Source organism: Arthrobacter sp. GQ119 (assembly GCF_059759125.1).
The window spans coordinates 1-279 of the sequence record NZ_JCAXEA010000101.1 but is presented as its reverse complement, the minus strand read 5'-3'; the positions used below and the strand labels follow the sequence as shown (position 1 = coordinate 279).

Below are 279 nucleotides of genomic sequence, written 5' to 3'. Positions count from 1 at the left end.
CGTGGCTGCAGGAGAAGATACCTCCCATATCCTCAGCGGGTTGACTAACCAGCTGCCTGATCGTGATCCGGAAGAGACCGCCGAATGGGTTGAGTCCCTGGATGCGCTGATCAGGGAACAGGGCACCGAGCGTGCCCAATACATCATGCGCAGTCTCCTGCAGCGTGCCGGCGCGCAGAGCGTCGGGGTTCCGATGGTGACCACCACGGACTATGTGAACACGATTCCGGTGGACCAGGAAGCGGAATTCCCGGGCAACGAGGAGTTCGAGCGCCGTTA

General features: G+C 60.9%; 1 protein-coding gene. It reads left to right on the top strand.

Going from position 1 to position 279, the window contains the following annotated elements; translation table 11 throughout:
* Position 1: 1 nt before the first annotated feature.
* Positions 2-279: pyruvate dehydrogenase E1 component-related protein (locus tag AC6CH3_RS23540; protein ID WP_498134725.1), on the top strand; the 278-nt coding region annotated here is incomplete at its 3' end.